Consider the following 24,075-nt stretch of genomic DNA (forward strand, 5'->3'; position numbering starts at 1 on the left):
GCGTAAAAAACCCGGCGTCGCTTACGCTCGGCCGGGCTATATTGCCTGATGGCGCTACGCTATCAGGCCTACAACGCGAGGCGCGCCTTCGCATCGTCGATGGCCTGCGCTACCTGTTGCGGAGAAACACCGCCTTTTGCCGCCCGTTTATCCAGACACGACTGTAAAGACAATATCGGATACACATCGTCGCCAATCACGCGGCTGAATTTCTGTAAATCAGCCAGCGGCAACGCTTCCAGCGGCTTACCCTGGCGAATGGCTTCTACCACCGCTTCGCCGACAATATGGTGCGCTTCGCGAAACGGCACGCCTTTCGCGACCAAGTAATCCGCCAGCTCCGTGGCGTTGGCATACCCCTGTTGCGCCGCATCCTGGCAACGTGGGCGTTTCACCTGAATACCGTCCAGCACCAACGCTGCCATATGCAGGCAGTCAAGCCAGGTATCGAGCGCATCGAACAGCCCTTCTTTGTCTTCCTGCATATCTTTGTTATAAGCCAGCGGCAGACCTTTTAAGGTCATCATCATGCCGGTTAGCGCCCCTTGTACGCGACCGCACTTACCGCGAATCAGCTCCAGCGCGTCCGGGTTTTTCTTCTGCGGCATTAACGATGAACCGGAAGTAACGCGGTCAGAAAGCTCCACAAAGCCCGCTTCACCAGAATTAAAGAAAATCAGATCTTCCGCGAAGCGTGACAGATGCACCATACCAATAGCCGCATCAGAAAGCAGTTCCAGTACGTGGTCACGATCCGACACGCTGTCCAGACTGTTGCGGGTCGCAGACGTGAAGCCCAGCCAGCCTGCCAATTGTTCACGGTCGATTTCATAGGCTGTTCCCGCCAGCGCGCCGCAACCTAACGGACTCACGTCCAGACGTTTGAGTGTATCCTGCAGGCGGCTTTCATCTCGCACCAGCATTTCGACATACGCGAGACACCAGTGGGCGAAAGTCACTGGCTGCGCGCGTTGCAGATGGGTATATCCCGGCATTACCGCGTCCTGGTTCTCCTGCGCGGTTTCCACCAGCGCGCTCTGTAGCTGGCGGTTGGCGGTGAGCAGCTCCATCACCGTCTCTTTGCACCACAGTTTCAGGTCCGTCGCCACCTGATCGTTACGGCTGCGTCCGGTGTGCAGCTTTTTACCCAACTGACCCACTTTGTCGATGAGCTTACCTTCCACCCAGCTATGGATATCTTCCGCATCGCTTTGCAGGATTTGCTGCGGATTCGCGCGAACCTCTTCCAGCAGCACGTTCAGCGCCTCTTCCAACTGTCGTTGCTCATCGGCAGTCAGTACGCCCACCGTGACTAATGCTTTGGACCAGGCCACAGAACCGACAATATCCTGCTCCGCCAGACGGTAATCGAAGCGCAACGAATCATTGAATTGTTTAAACCGCTGGTCTGCCGCCTGTGTAAAGCGCCCACCCCAAAGTGCCATAATATACTTCCTTAAATTCTTCGAATTTCACTGCCGGATAGCGCTACGATTATCCGGCGCACAAATAGTTAAGCCAGAATACGCGTGCCAATCGGCGTACCATTAAACAGCGCTGGCAATTGTTCCGCATGACGCCAGGAAGCGATATCCACCGGGCGACCCAGCGCCCTCGCAGCATCGAGAGCCGCATTCACTTTCACAATCATACCGTCGGTAATAATGCCCTGGTCGATAAGCTGCTCTGCTTTGGACGCCGTCATTTCAGCGATACGCTGGCCTTTGCCGTCCAGAATACCGCTCACGTCAGAAAGCAGGATCAGATCGGCCCCCAGCGTCGCCGCCAGCGCGGTTGCCGCCTGATCGGCGTTGACGTTCATCAGTTGGCCGCCATCTGTTACGCCAATGGAGCTGACTACCGGCAGAAAACCGTTTTCCAGCAGAGTGTTAATCAGCTTCGGCGACCCCGGCTGCGCCAGCCCGACGTGGCCTAACGCTTCATCGAGTTGGGTCACTTTTACGCTGTCGCCATCGCCCAGAAACAGACCAACAGAGGCGATATGGTGTTTCTTCGCCCAGGCCAACAGGGTTTTATTAGCGGTTCCCGCCAGCGCGCCGGTAATGATGCCAATCTGATCGGCAGGCGTCACGCGCAGGCCGTCTTTCTTTTTCACTGGCAAATTAAGCCCTTTCATCAGCTCATCCACCACGCAACCGCCGCCGTGAACAATCACCAGCGGACGCTGATGGGACTCACGATAGTTGACCAGCGCGGTAAAAAGACGTTCCAGAGCCTCTTCGCTATCCAGTAATACGCCACCCAGCTTGATAATTAATGGATTCATCATTTCACCCTTAAATAAGAGACTGCGTTTCAGCGAAGCCGAAACGAATATTAGCGCATTGCACCGCCTGCGCCGCTGCGCCTTTCAACAGATTATCTTCGGTTGCCACCACAATCAGATGTTCGCCCTGGACGGCAAAACCAATATCACAGAACGGCAACCCGACGACGTTCTTTAACGCCGGAACGCCTTTGTCATACAGGCGCACCAGCGGTTTGTCGCCATAGGCTTTTTGCAACACGTCGGCGACCTGCACATGGGTTACGCCCGCTTTCAGGCGGCAGGTAATGGTTTCCAGAATCCCGCGCGGGAAATTCCCCAGATGCGGGGTGAAGATGACCTCCGCGCCCAGATGGGCGGCGATTTCCGGCTGATGACGATGCGTAAACATGCCATACGGTTGCAGACTCACTTCACAGAAACTGTTCGACATTGCCGCCTTGCGTCCCGCGCCGCTCACCCCGCTGGTGGCATTAATTACTGGCCACTGCGTCAGCTCCAGAAGCCCACCGTCAATCAGCGGTTTTAGCGACAACTGCGCCGCGGTTGGATAACAACCAGGAACCGCAATCAGATTCGCCGCGTTCAGTTTATCGGCATTCCACTCCGCCAGACCGTACACCGCCTGTTCCAGCAGTTCAGGATACTGATGAGTAAATCCGTAATACTTTTCATAGAAGGCGCGATCATTTACCCGAAACGCGCCGGAAAGATCGAATACGACGCATCCGGCCTGTAAAAACTGCGGCGCCAGATCGTGGCTCACTTCATGCGCTGTCGCCAGGAACACCACATCAACATCTGCGCTAAAATCACGCACATCCGACATCGGTTGCAATGGCAGATCAACAATCCCTTTTAACTGCGGATGTAAATCAGAAATTAACTTTCCTGCATCATTGCTTTGCGCTGAGACGGTCAAAGCGGTTATGGTCATATGTGGGTGGCGATTTACGTAGCTTACAAGCTCTGCGCCCGCATAACCGCTAGCGCCTACAATCAGCGTATTCAACATCGGGTTCCTTTATGCTCAACGTTAGTGTATTTTTATTCACAATTAATGCATGAATATTGATACTATCATGACCTGAGGTGTGTCAACAATGAAAAACGTTTTACCGCCATTTATCGAGATTTACCGCGCTCTGATTGCCACACCATCGATAAGCGCAACCGAAGAATCCCTGGATCAAAGTAATGCGTCTTTAATCACTTTGCTTGCAGGCTGGTTCAGCGATCTTGGTTTCAACGTAGAGGTTCAACCGGTTCCGGGAACGCGAAACAAATTTAATATGCTCGCCAGCACCGGACATGGCGCGGGCGGTTTGCTGCTGGCCGGTCATACCGATACGGTTCCCTTTGATGACGGACGCTGGACGCGCGACCCGTTCACGCTGACCGAGCACGACAACAAGCTCTATGGCCTGGGCACTGCGGATATGAAAGGCTTCTTCGCTTTTATTCTGGACGCGCTACGTGACGTTGACGTAACACAACTGAAAAAGCCGCTCTACATTTTGGCGACCGCCGATGAAGAGACCAGCATGGCCGGGGCGCGTTATTTTTCCGAAACCACGGCATTACGTCCGGACTGCGCAATCATTGGCGAACCGACATCTTTGCAACCGGTACGCGCACACAAAGGGCATATCTCTAATGTCGTTCGCGTCCTGGGCCAGTCCGGTCACTCCAGCGATCCGGCGCGTGGGGTTAACGCCATTGAACTGATGCACGATGCGGTTGGCCGTATCATGCAACTGCGTGACGCGCTGAAAGCGCGATATCACTACGAGGCGTTTACCGTTCCATATCCAACGCTGAACCTGGGCCATATCCACGGCGGCGATGCCTCAAACCGCATCTGCGCCTGCTGTGAACTACATATGGATATTCGTCCACTGCCGGGCATGACGTTAAACGACCTCAATGGATTGCTTAACGACGCGCTGGCCCCCGTAAGCGAACGCTGGCCGGGCCGCCTGACGGTGGCAGAATTACATCCGCCGATTCCGGGCTACGAGTGTCCACCGGACCACCAACTGGTTGAAGTAGTAGAAAAACTGTTGGGTACGAAAACCGACGTGGTGAACTACTGTACTGAAGCACCGTTTATTCAGACATTATGTCCAACGCTGGTGCTCGGTCCTGGCTCAATTAATCAGGCCCATCAGCCGGATGAATATCTCGAAACGCGTTTTATTAAGCCCACCCGGGAATTAATTACCCAGGTAGTACACCATTTTTGCTGGCATTAATGCATATTGCTCGGTAGCGCTATGTTTATCGGGCCTGAATCCACCTGTTGCCGGATTAGTGTAGTGTCATCCGGCAACAGGTCATTACCATGTTTTTTACATTTCCATAAGCAATGCTTATTTGATTCGGTATGAATTAAATAACGTAAATTATCGCCATTTTTTCGTTTGCTGAACCGATTTCGCAGTAATTGACGCCACGGGTTTTACGTGGCTTTATAAAGATGAGAAGTGATGTGAAAAAGCTTGGTCCGAAAGATTTCGCATTGTGGCAAGACGGCAAACGAGCACATCCCAGGGAGCTTACATAAGTAAGTGACCTGGGTGGGAGAGCGCAGCCAACGCCGCCGCAGCGTGAAAGATGCAGGACAATTACAACAGAGATGGGGTGTCTGGGATCATATGAACGAACAATATTCCGCGTTGCGTAGTAATGTCAGTATGCTCGGCAAGGTGCTGGGAGAAACCATCAAGGATGCGCTGGGAGAGCACATTCTTGATCGCGTAGAAACAATCCGTAAGCTATCCAAATCTTCACGCGCCGGCAATGAAGCTAATCGCCAGGAGCTGCTCACCACGCTACAAAATTTGTCTAACGACGAGCTGCTGCCAGTTGCGCGCGCGTTTAGTCAGTTCCTGAACCTGGCCAATACTGCCGAGCAATACCACAGCATTTCGCCAAAAGGCGAAGCTGCCAGCAACCCGGAAGTGATTGCCCGCACTCTGCGTAAACTGAAAAACCAACCGGACCTCAACGACGCAACCATCAAAAAAGCGGTAGAGACGCTGTCTCTGGAGTTGGTGCTGACCGCCCACCCGACAGAAATTACCCGCCGTACGCTTATTCACAAGATGGGTGAAATCAACAACTGTCTAAAACAGCTTGATAATACCGATATCGCCGACTACGAACGCCACCAGGTGATGCGTCGCCTGCGCCAGTTGATTGCCCAATCCTGGCATACGGATGAAATCCGCAAGCAGCGTCCAAGCCCGGTGGATGAAGCCAAATGGGGCTTCGCCGTGGTAGAAAACAGCCTGTGGCAGGGCGTACCTAACTATCTGCGTGAACTGAACGAACAACTGGAAGAAAATCTTGGCTACAAATTGCCGGTGGATTTTGTGCCGGTACGTTTTACCTCCTGGATGGGCGGCGACCGTGACGGCAACCCGAACGTGACGGCGGATATCACCCGCCACGTACTCTTGTTAAGCCGCTGGAAAGCCACCGATCTGTTCCTGAAAGACATTCATGTTCTGGTATCAGAACTGTCGATGGTCGACGCCACGCCGGAGCTGCTGGCGTTAGTGGGCGAAGAAGGCGCGTCTGAACCGTATCGCTATCTGATGAAAAAATTGCGCACCCGTCTGATGGCGACCCAGTCCTGGCTGGAAGCGCGTCTGAAAGGTGAGAAACTGCCCAAACCGGCTGGTCTGCTGACGCAAAACGAGCAGCTCTGGGAGCCACTGTACGCCTGCTACCAGTCGCTACAGGCCTGCGGCATGGGCATTATCGCCAACGGCGAGTTGCTCGATACGCTCCGCCGCGTGAAGTGTTTCGGCGTACCGCTGGTGCGTATTGATATTCGCCAGGAGAGCACCCGCCATACCGAAGCACTGGGCGAAATTACCCGCTACCTTGGTATTGGTGACTACGAAAGCTGGTCGGAAGCCGACAAGCAGGCCTTCCTGATCCGCGAGTTGAACTCCAAACGTCCGCTGCTGCCGCGTAACTGGGAGCCGAGCAACGATACCCGCGAAGTGCTTGAAACCTGCAAGGTCATTGCCGAAGCGCCGAAAGGGTCGATCGCCGCCTACGTGATTTCAATGGCGAAAACGCCGTCTGACGTGCTGGCTGTGCATCTACTGCTGAAAGAGGCAGGTATCGGCTTTGCCATGCCGGTCGCGCCGCTGTTTGAAACTCTTGACGACCTGAACAATGCCGACGACGTGATGACTCAGTTGTTGAATATCGACTGGTATCGCGGGCTGATTCAGGGTAAGCAGATGGTAATGATCGGCTACTCCGACTCGGCAAAAGACGCCGGAGTCATGGCCGCGTCATGGGCGCAGTATCAGGCGCAGGACGCACTGATCAAAACCTGTGAAAAAGCCGGTATCGAGCTAACCCTCTTCCACGGTCGCGGCGGCTCTATTGGCCGTGGCGGCGCGCCAGCCCACGCGGCGCTGCTTTCGCAACCACCGGGCAGCCTGAAAGGCGGTCTGCGCGTGACCGAGCAGGGTGAGATGATCCGCTTCAAATACGGCCTGCCGGAAGTCACCGTCAGCAGCCTGTCGCTCTACACCAGCGCAATTCTGGAAGCAAACCTGCTGCCGCCGCCGGAACCGAAAGACGGCTGGCGTCATATTATGGATGAGCTTTCTGTGATCTCTTGCGAAACGTACCGTGGCTACGTGCGCGAAAATAAAGACTTTGTGCCGTACTTCCGCTCCGCGACGCCGGAACAAGAGCTGGGCAAATTGCCGCTCGGCTCACGTCCAGCGAAACGTCGTCCAACCGGCGGCGTCGAATCGCTGCGCGCGATTCCGTGGATCTTCGCCTGGACGCAAAACCGCCTGATGCTACCAGCCTGGCTGGGCGCGGGTACTGCGCTGCAAAAAGTGGTGGAGGATGGTAAACAAAGTGAACTGGAAGCCATGTGTCGCGACTGGCCGTTCTTCTCCACGCGTCTTGGAATGCTGGAGATGGTGTTCTCGAAAGCCGACCTGTGGCTGGCCGACTATTACGATCAGCGCCTGGTGGCGAAAACGCTATGGCCGCTGGGCAAAGAGCTACGAGACCTGCTGGAAGAGGACATTAAAGTGGTGCTGGCGATTGCCAACGACTCGCACCTGATGGCCGACTTACCGTGGATTGCGGAGTCCATTCAGTTAAGAAATGTTTATACCGATCCTTTAAACGTGTTGCAGGCGGAGTTGCTGCATCGTTCCCGTCTGACTGAAGAGCAGGGAAAATCGCCCGATCCTCGCGTTGAACAGGCGTTGATGGTCACGATTGCGGGCGTCGCCGCTGGTATGCGCAACACCGGCTAACGCGAAAAGAAAGCCGCCCTCATGCGATTAAGCAGGGGGCGGCATGAAATACTGCTGTCATAATCGTCGTTTTTTCAATATATTCCTGTCTGCATTTTATGCATCTATAAATCTTTCTTAGCAAAACGCGCGGCATAAAGCAGGTTTGCTTCAGATTCTTTTAAGGTTCAGGCGCTACGTTTGGCGCTACGATTAAAGACAGGCTCTCATTATGCAATCCACATTACTCCAGACTAAACCCGCGTTTAGCTGGAAAGCCCTGGGTTGGGCACTCCTTTACTTTTGGTTCTTTTCCACCCTCCTGCAGGCCATTATTTATCTCACCGGATACAGCGGGACAAACGGCCTGCGGGATTCGCTACTGTACAGCTCATTGTGGCTGATCCCCGTCTTTCTGTTTCCAGGCCGCATCCGACTCATTGCCGCCGTCATTGGCGTCGTACTCTGGGCCGCCTCGCTGGCGGCGCTGAGCTATTACGTGATCTACGGGCAGGAGTTCTCACAAAGCGTTCTGTTTGTGATGTTTGAAACCAATGCCAATGAAGCCAGCGAATATTTAAGCCAATATTTCAGTCTGAAAATTGTTCTTGTCGCGCTGGCTTATACGGTGGCGGCGATTTTGCTGTGGACACGTCTGCGCCCGGTTTATATTCCATCGCCCTGGCGTTATCTGGTGTCGTTTGCCCTGCTGTACGGGCTGATCCTGCATCCCATCGCGATGAATACCTTTATCAAGCATAAGTCGATGGAGAAAACGCTGGATAGCCTGGCGTCACGAATGGAACCCGCCGCGCCGTGGCAGTTTATCTCTGGCTACTACCAGTATCATCGCCAGCTCACCTCGCTGAATAATCTGCTGAATGAAAACGACGCCCTGCCGCCGCTGGCTAACTTCAAAGACCACTCCGGCGATGCGCCACGCACGCTGGTACTGGTGATTGGCGAATCGACCCAGCGTGGCCGTATGAGCCTGTACGGTTATCCGCGCGAAACCACGCCGGAACTGGACGCGCTGCATAAAACCGATCCCGGGCTGACCGTGTTTAATAATGTGGTGACTTCGCGACCTTACACCATTGAGATTCTGCAACAGGCGCTAACGTTCGCGGACGAAAAGAACCCGGACTGGTATCTGACGAAGCCATCGCTGATGAATATGATGAAACAGGCCGGGTATAAAACCTTCTGGATCACTAACCAGCAGACGATGACGGCGCGTAATACCATGCTGACCGTGTTCTCTAAGCAGACTGATAAGCAGTTCTATATGAACCAGCAGCGCACTCAAAGCGCACGCGAATATGACAGCAACGTGCTGGCGCCGTTTAAAGCGGTGTTAGCCGACCCGGCGCCCAAAAAATTCATTATTGTGCATCTGCTGGGAACGCACATTAAGTACAAGTTCCGCTATCCGGAAAACCAGGGCAAGTTTGATGGTAAAACCGACCATGTTCCGCCGGGATTAAGCAATGACGAACTGGAATCGTATAACGATTACGACAACGCGAATCTGTATAACGACTATGTTGTCGCCAGCCTGATTAAGGACTATAAAGCGACCGATCCGAACGGTTTCCTGCTCTACTTCTCCGATCACGGTGAAGAAGTGTATGACACGCCGCCGCATAAAACGCAGGGACGGAACGAAGATTCGCCAACCCGTCATATGTATACGGTGCCGTTTCTGCTGTGGACCTCAGAGAAATGGCAGGCGGCGCATCCGCGCGACTTCTCGCAGGATGTCGATCGTAAGTACAGTAGCTCCGAGCTTATCCATACCTGGTCTGACTTAGCGGGCCTGACCTATGATGGCTACGACCCGACGCGTTCCATCGCCAGCCCGCAATTCAAAGCAACCACGCGCTGGATTGGCAACCCGTATAAGAAAAATGCGCTGATTGATTATGATACGTTGCCGTATGGCGATCAGCCTGGGAATCAGTAACCGGTATATTGCCCGATAGCGCTAACGCTTATCGGGCCTGGCGTTATTCTCTCCCGTAGGCCGGATAAGGCGCAGTTCAGCGCCACCATCCGGCAATAATCGCTTGAGGGCATCGGTTTTCGACGTTACTGTTTCCCCTGTTTGCTATCGGCAAGGGATTATCATGTATCACGACGTCAGCCACCTTCTTTCCCGCCTCATCAACGGCCCGCAGCCGCTGCGTCAGATTTATTTTTCCAGCGCCAGCGGCCCAGCACCGGAACTGGCACATCAGGTTGATTTTCCGCGGCTGGAGATTGTGCTGGAGGGCGAGCTTACTGACATAAGCATTACCGCCCCGCTCATTCCTTGCGATGTTCTCTACGTTCCGGCTGGCGGCTGGAACATCCCGCAATGGCAAACGCCCGTCACCACCCTGAGCATCCTGTTTGGCAAACAGCAGCTAGGTTTCAGCGTGGTCCACTGGGATGGTCAGCAGCATCAAAACCTCACGAAACAGCACGTTGCGCGCCGCGGCCCGCGTATCGGCTCTTTCCTGTTACAGACGCTTAATGAGATGCAGATGCAGCCGCAAGAGCAGCAAACGGCCAGATTGATTGTCGCCAGCCTGCTAAGCCATTGCCGCGATCTGCTCGGCAGCCAAATCCAGACCGCCTCCCGCAGCCGCGCGCTTTTTGAAGCTATTAGGGAGTATATTGATGAGCGCTACGCCGCACCGTTGACGCGCGAATCGGTAGCGCAGGCGTTTTATATCTCGCCAAATTACCTCTCGCACTTGTTTCAGAAAACGGGAGCCATCGGCTTTAACGAATACCTGAACCATACGCGGCTGGAACACGCCAAAACGTTGCTGAAGGGTTATGACCTGAAAGTTAAAGAGGTGGCGCACCGCTGCGGCTTTGTCGACAGTAACTATTTCTGCCGCCTGTTTCGCAAAAATACGGAACGCTCGCCATCGGAGTATCGCCGCCAGTATCACAGCCAGCTAACGGAGAAATAATCCACACTACAATAAAGAAAATGCAGTAGATAAAAGGCGTATTTACTGGATTATTGTAATATAAATGCAAAAAACTCACTCCCCCACAGGGCATACAACAGCACGTTACACGTTAATCATCGCCAACTTGTGATGTTAATCACACTTTACCAAGCACATCACATTTGTCCAGTTTTTGGCAGATTTGTCACATAGCGCATCCCGGCAACGCTCCTTTATCCTGTCGATAACGAAAGCTCACGAAAGGAAAGACTATGGAACTCTATCTGGATACCGCTAACGTGGCGGAAGTTGAACGTCTGGCGCGCATTTTCCCGATTGCCGGCGTCACCACCAATCCGAGCATTGTGGCTGCCAGCAAAGAATCTGTCTGGGATGTGCTGCCCAGGCTGCAAAACGCCATCGGCGAAGAAGGCACTTTATTTGCGCAGACCATGAGCCGCGACGCGAAAGGTATAGTGGAAGAAGCCAAACGACTGAATAACACCATCCCCGGTATTGTGGTTAAAATTCCAGTGACCGCCGAAGGTCTCGCGGCTATTAAACTGCTGAAAAAAGAAGGCATCGTGACGCTGGGCACCGCCGTCTACAGCGCATCCCAGGGCCTGCTGGCGGCGCTGGCGGGCGCAAAATATGTCGCTCCCTACGTCAACCGCGTTGATGCTCAGGGCGGTGATGGCATTCGTATGGTTCAGGAGCTGCAAACGCTACTGGAACGTCACGCGCCCGACAGTATGGTGTTGGCGGCCAGCTTTAAAACGCCGCGGCAGGCGCTGGATTGCTTACTGGCAGGTTGCCAGGCGATTACCCTTCCTTTAGATGTAGCGCAACAAATGCTCAATACGCCTGCGGTAGAGTCAGCAATAGAGAAGTTTGAGCAAGACTGGAAAAACGCTTTTGGTAATCTGAACCTGTAGGGGAGAAATGTATGGATCGCATTATTCAGTCACCAGGCAAGTATATTCAGGGTGCAAACGTCATCGCGCGTCTTGGCGATTATTTAAAACCGATGGCGAACAACTGGCTGGTTGTGGGCGATAAATTCGTGCTGGGATTTGCCGAAGAGACGCTACGCAAGAGCCTGACTGATGCAGATTTATCAGTAGAAATCGTCCCGTTTGGCGGCGAATGTTCGCAAAATGAGATCGACAGGCTGCGCGCCGTCGCCGAGAAAATCCAGTGCGGCGCCGTACTGGGCATCGGCGGCGGTAAAACGCTGGATACCGCCAAAGCGCTGGCGCACTTTATGAACGTCCCGGTCGCTATCGCGCCGACCATCGCCTCTACCGACGCGCCGTGCAGCGCGCTCTCGGTTATTTATACTGATGCCGGTGAGTTTGACCGCTATCTGATGCTGCCGCATAACCCGAATATGGTCATTGTCGATACCCAAATAGTAGCGGGCGCACCGGCGCGTCTGCTGGCAGCCGGTATCGGCGATGCGCTGGCAACCTGGTTTGAAGCGCGCGCCTGCTCACGCAGCGGCGCCACCACGATGGCGGGCGGCAAGTGTACACAGGCCGCGCTGGCACTGGCGGAGCTATGTTATAACACGCTGATCGAAGAAGGCGAAAAAGCAATGCTGGCCGCCGAACAGCATGTCGTCACGCCAGCGCTGGAACGCGTCATCGAAGCTAACACCTACCTGAGCGGGGTCGGTTTTGAAAGCGGCGGTCTGGCCGCAGCGCACGCGATTCATAACGGTTTAACGGCGATTCCGGATGCGCACCACTATTATCACGGTGAGAAGGTCGCTTTCGGTACGCTAACGCAACTGGTGCTGGAAAACGCGCCGGTCGAAGAGATCGAAACCGTTGCTGCACTGTGCCATTCCATTGGTCTGCCGATGACGCTGGCGCAACTGGATATTAAACAGGATATCCCGGCGAAAATGCGCACCGTCGCGGAAGCTTCCTGCGCAGAAGGTGAAACTATTCATAACATGCCTGGCGGCGCCACGCCGGATGAAGTATACGCCGCGCTACTGGTCGCCGACCAGTACGGTCAGCGCTTCTTGCAGGAATGGGAATAAGGTCGGCTTGTAATGAAAAATCCCCGTAATCGCGGGGATTTTTTTGCCCGGAGGGCATCTGGAGCGGTAGGCCGGATAAGCGTTGGCATCATCCGGCATGAGATTTACAACATGAGATTTACAACAAATCGAAACGGTCCAGGTTCATCACTTTCACCCATGCCGCGACGAAGTCCTTCACAAACTTCTCGTGCGCATCGCTACACGCGTAAACTTCCGCCAGCGCGCGCAGTACGGAGTTGGAACCAAACACCAGATCGGCGCGGGTTGCCGTGTATTTTACCTCGCCAGTCAGTCGATCGCGGCCTTCGAACAGCTCATTAGAGTCGTCGGTGGGTTTCCACTCGTAACGCATATCCAGCAGATTAGCGAAGAAGTCAGTGCTGAGCACGCCCGGTCTGTCGGTAAAGACACCGTTCTGGCTGCCGTCAAAGTTGGTTCCCAGAACACGCATCCCGCCAACCAGTACCGTCATTTCCGGCGCGGTCAACGTTAACTGCTGCGCTTTATCAATCAGCAGCGACTCGGTCGTCGATACATCCAGACGCGCACGATAGTTACGGAATCCATCGGCAATCGGTTCAAGCAGCGAGAACATCTCGATGTCGGTCTGATCCTGACGCGCATCCACCCGACCCGGCGCAAAAGGTACGCTGATGCTGACACCCGCAGCAGCGGCCGCCTGCTCAATACCGACCACGCCCGCCAGCACAATAATATCGGCCAGAGAGGCTTTATTAGTCGTTTTCTGGAGCTCTTCTAATATCGGCAAAACGCGAGCCGCAACGGCGTTTACATCCCAGTCGCGCTGAGGCGCTAATGCCAGACGCGCGCCGTTAGCGCCGCCACGCTTATCGCCGCCACGGAAAGTAGACGCGGATGCCCAGGCAACCGAAACCATCTCGCTAATAGAGAGCCCGGATGCAGCGATCGCCGCTTTCAGATTAATAATGTCTTCCTGCGTTGGCTGGTAGAGCGGTTGCGGCAACGGGTCCTGCCAGATCAGATCTTCTTTCGGCACTTCCGGTCCGATGTAACGCGCTTTTGGCCCCATATCTCTGTGCGTCAGTTTGAACCAGGCGCGAGCAAAGGCTTCATTAAAGGCCTGCGGATCGTTAAGGAAACGGCGAGAGATCTTCTCGAACTCGGGATCAAAACGCAGCGTCAGGTCGGTGACCAGCATGGTTGGCTTACGTTTTTTCGACGGATCGAACGGGTCCGGGATGATGTCCGGCGCGTCTACCGCTTCAAACTGGATAGCGCCAGCCGGACTACGGGTTTGTACCCACTCATATTTGAACAGGTTCTCGAAGAAATAGTTGCTCCACTGGGTCGGCGTCTGCGTCCAGACCACTTCCAGCCCGGAGGTAATAGCATCCGCGCCAACGCCGCTACCATAGCTGCTGGCCCAACCTAAGCCCTGCGCTTCAATCGGCGCGGCTTCCGGATCGGCCCCTACATGGGATGCTGCTGCCGCGCCGTGGGTTTTACCGAGGGTATGCCCGCCGGCGATCAACGCCACGGTTTCTTCGTCGTTCATCCCCATATTGCCAAAGGTGGCGCGAATAGCGGCGGCGGCAGAAAGCGGTTCGCCGCTGTGATCCGGCCCTTCCGGGTTAACGTAGATAAGGCCCATCTCGGTCGCGCCCAGCGGCGCTTTCGCCAGCGCTTCAGGATGTCGGTGCGTCAACCAAGCTTTTTCATCGCCCCAGTTCACATCCAGATCCGGTTCCCAGACATCTTCACGCCCGGCGCCGAAACCGAAGGTACGGAAACCGGAGTTTTCCAGCGCCACGTTACCCGCCAGAATAAACAGGTCGGCCCAGGAAATTTTCTGGCCATATTTCTGCTTAATCGGCCATAGCAAACGACGCGCTTTATCCAGGCTGACGTTATCCGGCCAGGAGTTGAGCGGCGCAAAACGCTGTTGACCACGACCCGCGCCGCCACGACCATCAATAGAACGGTAGGTGCCAGCCCCGTGCCAGGCCATACGGATAAACAAACCGACATAGCTACCCCAGTCGGCAGGCCACCACGGTTGTGAATCGGTCAGCAGCGCCTTAAGATCCCCTTTCAGGGTGGAGTAGTCTAACTTGCTAAACTCTTTGCGGTAGTCAAAGTCTTCACCCAGCGGGTTAGAACGGTTGGAATGTTGGTTCAAAAGATCCACGCGAAGTTGATTCGGCCACCAGTCGCGGCTGGCTGTCCCTGCTCCTGCGCTTCGGTCATGCCCACCCTGATGGAAAGGACATTTTCCAGTAGATAACGTGTTATGGGTATCGTCGGTCGTGCTCATATCTCAGCTCCCTTTTAAAGTGTTACCGTTACGATATACACCAATTAAGTGAAGAGATAGTTGAATTAATCCACAGATTCGATAGCTAATACCTTTTATATTTTTAGTTACAGAGATGCAGATCAATATGAGTTGTAATAAAGCCCTCAGCAGAGGGCTGGAGGTTATAAACCAGGTCTTACGCCCAGCGTGTGGCAAATGGCATAACTCATTTCCGCACGATTCAACGTGTAGAAGTGGAAATCCTTCACTCCTTCGCGGCTTAAAATTTTCACCATATCCATCGCAATATTAGCGCCCACCAGCTTGCGGGTTTCCGCGTCATCATCCAGCCCCTCAAACATCTGTGACATCCATGACGGAATGCGGACGTTGGTCATATCGGCAAATTTTTTCGCCTGTTTAAAGTTAGACACCGGTAAAATGCCTGGAATAATTTCTACGTCGATACCGGCAGAAACGCAGCGGTCGCGAAAACGTAGGTAGCTTTCCACATCGAAGAAAAACTGCGTAATGGCGCGGTTAGCGCCAGCATCCACTTTACGCTTCAGATTAAGCAGATCGGCCTGCGCGCTTTTCGCTTCTGGATGCACCTCCGGATAGGCCGCCACGGAAATATCGAAATCGGCCACCTCTTTGAGCAAGCCGACCAGATCGGCGGCGTATATATCCGGCTTACCGCTACCCGGCGGCAAATCACCGCGCAAAGCGACAATGTGGCGGATACCGTTATTCCAGTAGTCGCGGGCGATAGTACGCAGTTCATCGCCCGTGGCGTCAATGCAGGTAAGATGCGGCGCGGCCTCAAGACCAGTACGCTCTTTAATGCCTTTAATAACGCTATGAGTGCGGTCACGCTCGCCGGAGTTGGCGCCATACGTTACCGAAACAAACTTCGGTTTCAGGCTGCTCAGGCGATCGATAGAGTTCCACAGGGTTTGCTCCATTTCACTGGTGCGCGGCGGGAAAAACTCAAACGAAACGTTAATCTGACCCTGTACTTCCGCCAGACTCTGATTCAGGGCTTCCCGCTGGTTGGCGTGAAAAAAGCTCATACCTTACCTCATCAATCGCGTGTTATTATTTGTGATGTTGTGAACATCTATCCGTTTAGACGTCCAGATGTAAAAATGACGGAAAAGCGGGAGGACGTCAACCGAAAAATCATGCCAAAGAATGAGGAATATTCAGCAAAGATGAATTTTCCTCATGTCACGCCGCGACACTGAGCGCGCCACGGCAGGGGAAATTACTTCTTCACATCCGCAACGCGCATCCCTTTGAGCTGCTCATCCGTGATGGTGTTTCCCGCGTTAAAATAAGCCACCACCGCATTCGACACATAGTAGCCGCCGGAGGTATTCCGCGCCTGACCTTCCGTGAACGCCGCAAAACCGTCGCCGCCGTCGGCAAGGAAGCTGTTGGTGGCGATATGATAAACCGCCGCATCATCAATCGGCTTGCCATTGAGCGTAAAGGCTACCACGCGCTGACCGATGGGTTTGCTGCTGTCATACTTCATCTCCAGACCTTTAGACACCGGCAAAACACCGTTGCTTAATCCGGCGCCATGTTCCATCAGGCTGCGCAATTGTTTACCGGTTAAATCCATCATGACCCGTTCATTAGGGAACGGGAAGGTACGCCAGCGTCCCGCCTCGCTGTGGTTCGTTGAGGAAGAGATAAACGATGACGATTGCCGCGCAGAGTGGCAACTGTTAGGCAAAATCTGGCAGGGAGGGTGCAAAATCAGTGGCAACTCTGGGGGCACGGCAATAACCGCAAAATGGTCTGTTCGTTAACCGGTTCCCACTTAGCACAAGGCGTCGCCGTTAATCTGACAGCCAGTCGCCGCTTTATTACCTGGCTATGGCAACAGCCTGAATTCCAACAAAGCGCCCACTATTCCGCCGGACGCGTCACGCAAATCCTTAAGACATTGGCGCTGGAATACAATTCACGCTTAGGGTAACAGCCGGATAGTGACGCTCACGCGCTCATCCAGCCTACGGATCTGGCTTAACGTAGGCTGGATCAGGCGAAGCGGCCATCCGGCAGGCATATTACAAGAGCTGCGCCAGGCGGTTGATATCGGACTGAATCGCCCCGGCGGTGACATCGCGACCCGCGCCCGGCCCACGGATCACCAGCGGGTTATCGCGATACCAGCGGCTTTCAATAGCAAAGACATTATCGCACGGCAGTAGCGCCGCCAGCGGATGCTCCGGACGAACCGCTTCGACGCCGACGCGCGCTTTGCCATTAGCGTCGAAACGCGCCACATAGCGCAGCACCAACCCCAGTTCGCGGGCAGCCTCCAGACGTTGCACCATCTGCTCATTTAGCGCATCGCCATTCTCAAAGAAATGATCGATAGACCCTCCTTCACAATGCGCAGGCACCAACGATTCTACGCGTACCTGATCCGGCTCAATGTCGTATCCCGCCTCGCGCGCCAGAATCACCAGCTTACGCATGACATCTTTTCCGGAAAGATCGACGCGCGGATCGGGTTCGGTCAGCCCCTGCTGCCAGGCCTGATCCACCAGATCGGTAAACGGCACCGTACCGTCAAATTGCAGGAACAGCCAGGATAGCGTCCCGGAGAAGATCCCACTGATCGAGAGAATCGTATCGCCGCTGTCGATCAGATCTCGCACCGTGTGATTGATCGGCAATCCTGCGCCCACAGTGGCGTTATACAGCCAGTGACGCCCGGTTTTTTCAAATGCGTCATGAATCTGGCGATACTTATCGCTGGCGCTTGCGCCTGCCAGTTTATTAGCGCTAATCACATGAAAACCGTGGCTGGCGAAATCAAGATACTGATCGGCTAACTGCTCACTGGCGGTCACGTCCAATACCACCAGATCGTCGTAGGGATGAGCGCGCATCCACAGGAATAGCGACTCTTCATCCTGCTCAACGGCTTCATCATCAAAGAACGCCAGCGCGCGACTGGCATCCAGCCCGTCATAGCTGAGCAGGCTGCGGCGGCTATCCACCACGCCCGCCAGCACAAATTCAAAACCAGTACGCGCGGAAAGCGTACTTTGCTCACGGGCAAACAGTTCCAGCCAACGGGAGCCGATATTCCCCTTGCCGAACAACATCAGCCCGATGCGTTTTTCGGCGCGGAACAGCGACTGGTGCAACCCCTGGATCACGCTTTCAGTCGGACCGGTACGCAGCACCGCCACCAGACTGATGCCCTCCTCCGACTGCCAGGTAAACTCCACTGGCTGACCTTTGAGCTGCTGCCAGAAGCGATGGCAGTGTAGCGGATTACGAGTGACGCCCGCGCCGACCATCGCCACCAGCGCCAGCCCCTGTCGCAGGCGCAATTCGCCCGGCAGCCCGACATCGTCGAGGAGCTTCAGTACGCTATCCGCTACCTCGGCGGTATAGCAGAACTGCAATAGCTGGCGATCGCGATGCACGCCCACCGCCAGCGGACGCGCCTGCGCCCGTTTTAAAATTTGGTCGAGCTCTTTGTGCGCCAGCCTGAAATCCTGGCTGGCGGGTACCTGGAACTCAATCAGACAGATATCATCGTGACTGGTCACGATACGCGCGCCCGTCCCGGAAGCCAGCACCCGTTCAATTCGGGTAGACCCTTGATCCGGCGTGTAGCTACAGCGCAACTGCAAATCGATATCGCTGCCGGACACCGGCTGTAGCGTACGGGCGTGCAAAACAGGCGCCGCCAGACGCGCCAGCTCGCTGGCTTCGTCCAGACGCAACAACGGCAGCAGGCAGGCATCTTTGACTTTGCGCGGGTCGGCGCTATAAACGCCCGCCACATCGCTCCAGATGGTCACGCGGGAAACACCCGCCAGCACGCCGATTTGCGTGGCGGAATAGTCGGAACCGTTACGGCCCAGCAGGACCGTTTCGCCGTCATGATTGCGGCTGATAAAGCCGGTCACGACCAGACGTTTGCCAGGATGCTGCGCCAGTAGCTGTTGCAATAAAGGATAAGATAACCCTTCATCAACCTGCGGCTGTGCGGCGCGTTCGGCGCGTAAAAATGCGCGCGCGTCCAGCCAGGCGGCATCCAGCCCCTGCTGATTCAGGACAGCGGACATCAATCTCGCCGACCAAATTTCGCCGTGTCCGACGATCTCAGCATAGACGGCATCCGTTACGCCGCCGTCGAGCAAGGCGGCAAGACGTTCCAGATCGCTGATAAAAGCGCTGGTTAAGTCATCTGCCGCGTCGGCGGGAAGCAGCCCGCTAATCAGATCGCACTGGTAGCGGCGTAACGTCTGTAATACCTGATGCGCAGAAAGGCGATCGGTCTGGCTTAACTTGAGCCAGCTAATCAACTGGTTGGTGGTACTGCCTGCGGCGGACACTACCATCATATCGTCAGGCTGCGAATACTCCGCCATAATGCCTGCGACACGCAGGTAACACTTCACATCCGCCAGACTACTGCCGCCAAATTTATGCAGTTGACGACCTTTCGCCCCTGCCTGCGCAATCACACTCATGTTTACCCCTTGTTTGCAGCCCGGAAGCCATTTTCCAGGTCGGCAATTAAATCTTCGCCATCTTCAATACCGGTGGAGATACGCAGTAGCGTTTCGGAGATCCCGGCGGCGGCACGCGCCTGTGGCGACATACCGGCGTGCGTCATGGTGGCGGCGTGAGAGATCAAACTTTCCACTCCCCCTAAAGATTCCGCCAGCGTAAACAGCGACAGCCCGCCCAGAAAACGACGTAGCGTCTCCTCATCTCCATCCAGTTCAAAACTCAACATTGCGCCAAAGCCTTTTTGCTGACGCGCGGCAATCTCATGTCCCTGATTATCCGGCAGCGACGGATGATACAGCTTCTTCACCAGCGGCTGGGTTTGCAGGTAATCCACAATCGCTTGCGCATTACGCTGCGCCACCTCCATACGCGGCGACAGCGTACGCAGGCCGCGCAGCAGCAGATAGCTATCAAACGCCCCGCCAGTGACGCCAATATTATTCGCCCACCACGCCAGTTCAGTGACCATTTCCGGATCTTTAGCGATCACCACGCCGGCCACGACATCCGAATGTCCGTTGAGATATTTCGTGCATGAATGCAACACCAGATCGGCGCCCAACGCCAGCGGATTTTGCAGCGCCGGGCTTAAAAACGTGTTATCAACGACGCTCACTGCGCCCGCCTCGCGCGCCAGCCGACAGATTTTCGCAATATCTACCACGCGTAACAATGGATTACTTGGACTTTCTACCAGTACCAGCTTCGGTTTTTCTTCCAGCGCGGTCTGTAAGGCGTGCTCATCGCTCTGATCGACAAACCGCACACGATAGCAACCGCGCGTCGCCAGACTGTCAAACAGACGATAACTGCCGCCGTAGCAATCATGCGGCGCGACCAGCAGATCGCCCGGCTTGAGGAAAACGGTCGTGACCAGATGAATTGCCGACATGCCGGTATTGGTCAATACCGCGCCCGCGCCGCCTTCCAGTTCCGCCAGCGCGCGCTGAACAACATCACGCGTAGGATTACCGCGGCGGGAATAATCATGCGCGCGCGGCTCATTGAAACCGGTAAAGTTATAGGTACTGGAGAGATGGATTGGCGGCACAACGCAGCCGTATTGTTCGTCGTCGTTTAATCCGCTACGCACTGCGATAGTAGCCTGTTTACGCGTCATATGAAGATATTCCTGGCTGAGTCGGTGAAAGTCAGGCCACAGATTAACCACTGCCACAATAGACGTCAATACATCTGGACATCTAAACTTCTTTGCGTATAGATTGAGCAAACTGCAAATAGCCGTTAAAATTATATGCATTAGCGCACATCTGCGACCGCTAACTTCGTGTCAGGGCCGCGCCACTACGGTAAACTACGCGCGATTATGGTCCGGGCTCAGGTTCAGACCTCAATATTAATGACGAAGAGGATTAAGTATCTCATGGCTGAATGGAGCGGCGAATATATCAGCCCATACGCTGAGCACGGCAAGAAGAGTGAGCAAGTCAAGAAAATTACGGTTTCCATTCCTCTGAAGGTGTTAAAAATCCTCACCGATGAACGTACGCGTCGTCAGGTGAACAACCTGCGCCACGCCACCAACAGCGAGCTGTTGTGTGAAGCATTTCTGCACGCCTTTACCGGGCAACCCTTACCGGATGATGCCGATCTGCGAAAAGAGCGCAGCGATGAAATCCCGGAAGCGGCAAAGGAAATCATGCGTGAGATGGGGATTGACCCGGAAACGTGGGAGTATTGATCCCGAAAAGAGCGGCGCAGAATTCCTGGCCGCTGTTTTCATGGTAACGAAAACCCTCTACTCTACAGTTGCTCTACCTTACCCCCACAGATAAGAAGAGGCGAGATTGCTTCCGCCTCTTCTCGATCCGTTCATGAACTCATGGCGTTACTGACTAATGCCATTGAATTTATTTAGTGTTTTTTCCATTTTGAGCGTTTCTTTACGGTTCAGTGGATAGAAAAAAATCAGAATAACCGCCGCCAAAAACAGGCATGAAGCCGGTAAGAGATTCGCCATCGTATAAATATTTTCCTGCACGGCGCTGGTTTGAACAGCGCCACCCGCTGACGAGGATTGATAACCAATAATAGCCAGCATAAAACCGCCAATAGCTCCTGCGCACGCTTGACCAACCTTGCGAGCGAAGAAGTTCACACCATAAACAGTGCCATCCTCTCGATCGCCAGTAACATACTGGTGATAATCACACACATCAGTCATAAACGCCCAAATCATCAGGTTAAATAACCCCGCCCCCAGCGTCGCCAGGAACAGGAAAACTAAATAGACTTTCGCGTCGGTAATGTGGATGAAAAACATTATCAGATACATCGCTACCGCAAAGAGCAGCGCGCCGACGCTGGCCTCCTTTTTGCCAAAGCGCTTCGTGAGCCAGGATGCCGATGGCGCCAGCAAAACCAGGGAGCCAAAAGTAAACAACAGCGCGACAGACATGGCCCCTTTATTGTGGAAATAGTCATTAAACAGGTAAGTCATGTTGGTACCGGACAATCCCTGATTAATCACGATCAGCAGATCCACAACCACTAAAACAATCAGCGCCTTATTACGCGCCAATCCCTTCAGCAGCACCGACACGGGCATGCTCTCTTTTCTCTCCACACGCACGCGTTCCGTCGTGAGTTGGCAGGTCAACGATAAGAAGATGAAACCCAGTACAGCGCAACCAATGGCGATCCAGAAGAAATGCTGCCCGGAAATCACCTGGCTTCCGTCCACCAGAGTGGTATACATCAGGATCGGAATAAAAAAGCCAGTTGCCCCGCCGCCGATTGCTGACCCAACGCTGCGGTAAGTTGAGAGTGACACACGATCTTCGGGGTTCGAGCTTATCGCTGCAGACATCGCGCCATAAGGAATACTTATGGTCGATAACAGTGAACCATAAATAAAATAGGAGCAGCAGATGTAGATAATTTTCGCCGTATACGAAAAATCCTGCACAAACGGCAGGAACAGGACGACCGCGATGATGCAGAACGGATACTTCATGCGGCGCACCCAGGGGTTAAAACGCCCATGGGCCGTCAGCCTGGAGGTATCACATAAACGCCCGACCCCAACATCGACAAACGCATCAAAGAATTTAGTCACAAAATAGAGCGAGCCGACAATAGCGCCGGAAATGCCAAGTACGTTAGTGTAATAAATCATTAAAAAACTATTTACTAACCCAAGAATAAAACAGGTTCCCAGGTCACCACACAAATAACCAAATTTATCTCTGAGCCCAAAAGGCCTGATGGTAATACTCTTATTGTTTCCGGTGATAGCACCATCACTAGACATGATGTCAACTCCTTAGATACGTTACTCACGCAAATTATGTATATATCCTGACGCTCAACGTAATAAGCCGATACGAAGGGTATTAATCAGAAGTTATATCCAAGACCAACACGGTAACGGGTCTGACGATCGTCTGTCGTTGTGGTGTTATAACCCGAGGAAACGTTACCCAACTCAATAAATGGGAGCCAGGAACCTATGTTATAAGCAACGCGAAAGTTATATTCGTAATCTTCTTTTTTGTTGTTATACAAATCTTCGCTATCGGCAATCTTATAAATCCCGTTGAGTTCAAACATCCAGTTATTGATGTTATAACCAAGCCATGTTTCAGGACGGTAGACCATGCGGTCATCTTTACCATCGCTGTTTCTGCGCATGTACTCCAGGCGATAGCGGAACGCGGTCCACCAACTGTCATTGATGTTATACTGTACGCGGATATAAGGCTTATAAATCGCGATGTTATCGCCCGTTTCAATAGCAATACCAGGTTGCCAGATAAGATCCTGCCAGGTAAACTGATAGCTTGCGGTATACTCGTTGCCGTTGCTTTCCATATTGTTCCACGCATCGTTAGATTGCGCGTCATCGGAGCGAGAAATGGCTTCGACTGCTACCCCAAAACCTGTAGCAAAACGGTGAGACATATAAACACGATCATAGTTACGTCCATCATCATAATATTCATGACGGTAATCAACATAACCCGCGTGCGTGGCCGCAGAGAGTAATGGAATAATTAATAATACGAATTTTAATTTCATGATCGTCCCTCTTCATACACAATTAAGTAATTAACCCGATCTTTACTCCGTTATGGAAAAAGAAAATCGGGCCTATGAATAATTTTAAATTTCCTAAAAAGTGTATTGAAACAAGGGAAACAAAACCTTTTTGATTTTGCCAACAAAAGAAACAAATGGCAAAAAAATGAAGATAAAAAGGATGGAGATCACTAATAGAAACAATTTATCGAAAAAATAAAAACATCGTTTTATTTATTAATAAAGGAAATTCATTCAATGACTAAATGTATATTCCAATTCTGGTTCACTCATACAAAAAAAGCGCCTTGCGGCGCTTTTTTTCTGGCGATAACTTATTTGCTGCCAGGGATGCTGAAGCGTTTGTTGAAACGCTCAACACGACCACCGGTATCAACAACACGCTGCTTACCAGTGAAGAACGGGTGGCATTTGCCGCACACGTCCAGGTTCAGGTCGTGACCCACGGTAGAGTGGGTTTTGATAACATTACCGCAAGAACAGGTTGCAGTAATTTCTACGTAATTCGGGTGAATACCTTTTTTCATGGGGAACCTCAGTGTAAGGCCGCGTCGCTCTTCCAGCCCTAACGCCAGACACCACGCGAAGTTAATAGTAAAGGG

At 53.5% G+C, this 24,075-nt stretch carries 17 protein-coding genes and 2 pseudogenes; 8 read left to right on the plus strand and 11 right to left on the minus strand.

The genetic code is table 11. The annotated features are described in order from the left end of the window. Nucleotides 1-68: 68 nt before the first annotated feature. From argH to argC, 3 genes are all read right to left on the minus strand, one after another. Complete coding sequence (gene argH, locus ACE15A_RS21895) at nucleotides 69-1,445, minus strand: argininosuccinate lyase (RefSeq protein ID WP_023249170.1); 1,377 nt, start codon at nucleotides 1,443-1,445, stop codon at nucleotides 69-71. A gap of 68 nt (nucleotides 1,446-1,513) precedes the next feature. Continuing rightward, nucleotides 1,514-2,290, minus strand: coding sequence for an acetylglutamate kinase (argB, locus tag ACE15A_RS21900; RefSeq protein WP_088734579.1), 777 nt, complete (start codon nucleotides 2,288-2,290; stop codon nucleotides 1,514-1,516). Nucleotides 2,291-2,297: 7 nt separating this feature from the next. Next, nucleotides 2,298-3,302, minus strand: a complete 1,005-nt coding sequence (argC, locus tag ACE15A_RS21905; protein ID WP_023249168.1) for an N-acetyl-gamma-glutamyl-phosphate reductase — start codon at nucleotides 3,300-3,302, stop codon at nucleotides 2,298-2,300. 88 nt (nucleotides 3,303-3,390) lie between these two features. Here argC and argE point away from each other — a divergent pair, with 88 nt between their 5' ends. From argE to ACE15A_RS21935, 6 genes are all read left to right on the plus strand, one after another. After that, on the plus strand, nucleotides 3,391-4,542 hold the full coding sequence (gene argE, locus ACE15A_RS21910) for an acetylornithine deacetylase (protein WP_023249167.1): 1,152 nt from the start codon (nucleotides 3,391-3,393) through the stop codon (nucleotides 4,540-4,542). Between the two features lie 402 nt (nucleotides 4,543-4,944). Then, nucleotides 4,945-7,596 (plus strand): phosphoenolpyruvate carboxylase, encoded by a 2,652-nt coding sequence (gene ppc / locus ACE15A_RS21915; protein WP_053510019.1) that lies wholly within the window; start codon nucleotides 4,945-4,947, stop codon nucleotides 7,594-7,596. A 211-nt stretch (nucleotides 7,597-7,807) separates the two neighbouring features. Then, nucleotides 7,808-9,541 carry a phosphoethanolamine transferase CptA gene (locus ACE15A_RS21920; RefSeq protein ID WP_053510012.1) on the plus strand — a complete coding sequence of 578 codons (1,734 nt, stop codon included), beginning with the start codon at nucleotides 7,808-7,810 and terminating at the stop codon, nucleotides 9,539-9,541. A 163-nt stretch (nucleotides 9,542-9,704) separates the two neighbouring features. Further along, nucleotides 9,705-10,541, plus strand: coding sequence for an AraC family transcriptional regulator (locus ACE15A_RS21925; protein WP_023249164.1), 837 nt, complete (start codon nucleotides 9,705-9,707; stop codon nucleotides 10,539-10,541). Between the two features lie 254 nt (nucleotides 10,542-10,795). Continuing rightward, complete coding sequence (gene fsa / locus ACE15A_RS21930) at nucleotides 10,796-11,458, plus strand: fructose-6-phosphate aldolase (RefSeq protein ID WP_053510010.1); 663 nt, start codon at nucleotides 10,796-10,798, stop codon at nucleotides 11,456-11,458. A gap of 11 nt (nucleotides 11,459-11,469) precedes the next feature. Beyond that, nucleotides 11,470-12,573, plus strand: a complete 1,104-nt coding sequence (locus ACE15A_RS21935; RefSeq protein ID WP_053510008.1) for a glycerol dehydrogenase — start codon at nucleotides 11,470-11,472, stop codon at nucleotides 12,571-12,573. Nucleotides 12,574-12,691: 118 nt separating this feature from the next. Here ACE15A_RS21935 and katG read toward each other — a convergent pair whose 3' ends face one another. From katG to ACE15A_RS21950, 3 genes and pseudogenes are all read right to left on the minus strand, one after another. Next, complete coding sequence (katG, locus tag ACE15A_RS21940; RefSeq protein WP_023249161.1) at nucleotides 12,692-14,872, minus strand: catalase/peroxidase HPI; 2,181 nt, start codon at nucleotides 14,870-14,872, stop codon at nucleotides 12,692-12,694. A gap of 164 nt (nucleotides 14,873-15,036) precedes the next feature. After that, the gene (metF, locus tag ACE15A_RS21945) at nucleotides 15,037-15,927 is read right to left on the minus strand and encodes a methylenetetrahydrofolate reductase (RefSeq protein ID WP_023249160.1); all 891 of its coding nucleotides are present in this window, start codon (nucleotides 15,925-15,927) and stop codon (nucleotides 15,037-15,039) included. A gap of 194 nt (nucleotides 15,928-16,121) precedes the next feature. Next, a pseudogene (locus ACE15A_RS21950) lies at nucleotides 16,122-16,514 on the minus strand (5'-nucleotidase C-terminal domain-containing protein); the annotation flags it as partial. Here ACE15A_RS21950 and ACE15A_RS21955 point away from each other — a divergent pair. After that, nucleotides 16,510-16,844 (plus strand): annotated as a pseudogene (locus tag ACE15A_RS21955) (cytoplasmic protein); the annotation flags it as partial. The pseudogenes ACE15A_RS21950 and ACE15A_RS21955 overlap by 5 nt on opposite strands. A gap of 91 nt (nucleotides 16,845-16,935) precedes the next feature. On the opposite strand, the gene metL reads toward ACE15A_RS21955, so the two are convergent. Beyond that, nucleotides 16,936-19,368, minus strand: a complete 2,433-nt coding sequence (gene metL, locus ACE15A_RS21960) for a bifunctional aspartate kinase/homoserine dehydrogenase II (RefSeq protein ID WP_053510004.1) — start codon at nucleotides 19,366-19,368, stop codon at nucleotides 16,936-16,938. A 2-nt stretch (nucleotides 19,369-19,370) separates the two neighbouring features. Further along, nucleotides 19,371-20,531 carry a cystathionine gamma-synthase gene (gene metB, locus ACE15A_RS21965; RefSeq protein WP_023249156.1) on the minus strand — a complete coding sequence of 387 codons (1,161 nt, stop codon included), beginning with the start codon at nucleotides 20,529-20,531 and terminating at the stop codon, nucleotides 19,371-19,373. Between the two features lie 264 nt (nucleotides 20,532-20,795). Here metB and metJ point away from each other — a divergent pair, with 264 nt between their 5' ends. Further along, nucleotides 20,796-21,113: a met regulon transcriptional regulator MetJ gene (metJ, locus tag ACE15A_RS21970; RefSeq protein ID WP_000852811.1), complete on the plus strand. Its 318-nt coding sequence runs from the start codon at nucleotides 20,796-20,798 to the stop codon at nucleotides 21,111-21,113. Nucleotides 21,114-21,260: 147 nt separating this feature from the next. Here the strand turns inward: metJ and ACE15A_RS21975 are convergent, their stop codons facing one another. From ACE15A_RS21975 to rpmE, 3 genes are all read right to left on the minus strand, one after another. After that, on the minus strand, nucleotides 21,261-22,685 hold the full coding sequence (locus ACE15A_RS21975) for an MFS transporter (RefSeq protein ID WP_023249155.1): 1,425 nt from the start codon (nucleotides 22,683-22,685) through the stop codon (nucleotides 21,261-21,263). Between the two features lie 86 nt (nucleotides 22,686-22,771). Continuing rightward, a complete protein-coding gene (locus tag ACE15A_RS21980) occupies nucleotides 22,772-23,452 on the minus strand; it encodes an oligogalacturonate-specific porin KdgM family protein (RefSeq protein ID WP_023249154.1) in 681 nt (226 codons plus the stop codon). Between the two features lie 335 nt (nucleotides 23,453-23,787). Next, nucleotides 23,788-24,000, minus strand: coding sequence for a 50S ribosomal protein L31 (gene rpmE, locus ACE15A_RS21985; RefSeq protein WP_000715284.1), 213 nt, complete (start codon nucleotides 23,998-24,000; stop codon nucleotides 23,788-23,790). Nucleotides 24,001-24,075: the final 75 nt, after the last annotated feature.

The sequence above is a fragment of the Salmonella sp. HY31 genome (genome assembly GCF_042604575.1).
Taxonomy (GTDB): domain Bacteria; phylum Pseudomonadota; class Gammaproteobacteria; order Enterobacterales; family Enterobacteriaceae; genus Salmonella; species Salmonella diarizonae.